Genomic DNA, 339 nt, shown 5'->3' with positions numbered 1-339 from the left:
AGTAAATGATATGAACGCCTCCCACCCGTGATCGGTGGGAGCCGGCAGGAAGGCGGAGCTTCACGGCCGACGGCATCAGAGTGCCCAGATGGAAGACCATAGAGGTTTTCCTGGCAAACCGGAGGCTCCGACATGAAGCAGATGATAGTGGGTGCGGACATTGCAAAGAACGTGATGCAACTCCATTACATCGACGCAGAGACGGGCGAGATCGTGAACAAGCCGGTGAAGCGTGCTGCATTTCTCGAGCATTTCGCGAACCGGGCTCCCTGCCTGATCGGGATGGAAGCCTGTGGGGGCTCGCAGTACTGGGCCCGCAGGCTCACGGCGATGGGCCAC

At 59.6% G+C, this 339-nt stretch carries 1 pseudogene; it reads left to right on the top strand.

Going from position 1 to position 339, the window contains the following annotated elements:
- Nucleotides 1-132: 132 nt before the first annotated feature.
- Nucleotides 133-339, top strand: a pseudogene (locus tag U5798_RS36995) (IS110 family transposase); the annotation flags it as partial.

It is taken from the genome of Burkholderia sp. BCC1972 (assembly GCF_905339605.1).
In the GTDB taxonomy this organism is placed as follows: domain Bacteria; phylum Pseudomonadota; class Gammaproteobacteria; order Burkholderiales; family Burkholderiaceae; genus Burkholderia.
Note: the sequence above shows the minus strand (reverse complement) of the source record. Positions and strands in the feature narration are given on the sequence as shown.